We start from the raw sequence: 437 nt of genomic DNA, 5'->3' as shown, positions 1-437 counted from the left end.
ATGAAGTGAGATACCCCCATGAAGCTAACAGCCCGACAGGTGGACACTGCAAAGCCGAAAGAAAAACCCTACAAACTTGCAGATGGTGGCGGACTCTATCTATTGGTTAACCCAAATGGCTCTCGCTACTGGCGGTTAAAGTATCGGATCGCAGGCAAAGAAAAATTGCTCGCATTAGGGGTATACCCTGAAATCTCCCTTGCCGAAGCACGAACCAAGAGAAATGATGCACGGCGGACTCTATCGGATGGTAATGATCCGATAGAGGAAAAAAGGGCGGAGAAGGCCGCCAAAGTATTTGCGGTCAGCAATAGTTTTGAATCCATTGCTATTGAATGGCACGATTATAAACGCCCAAACTGGTCAAAAGGGTATGCCGAAGACATTTTGGAATATCTGAAAAAAGACATCTTCCCATATATTGGTAAACGTGCTGT

General features: G+C 45.8%; 1 protein-coding gene. It reads left to right on the top strand.

What is annotated here, in order from left to right:
- Positions 1 to 18: 18 nt before the first annotated feature.
- Positions 19 to 437: tyrosine-type recombinase/integrase (locus AAC147_RS08090; protein ID WP_047686283.1), on the top strand; the 419-nt coding region annotated here is incomplete at its 3' end.

Origin of the sequence: Xenorhabdus sp. NBAII XenSa04, assembly GCF_963866145.1 — a bacterium.
Lineage (GTDB): Bacteria > Pseudomonadota > Gammaproteobacteria > Enterobacterales > Enterobacteriaceae > Xenorhabdus > Xenorhabdus indica.
The sequence above is the reverse complement of the archived record's forward strand: the minus strand, read 5'-3'. Positions and strand labels throughout refer to the sequence as shown.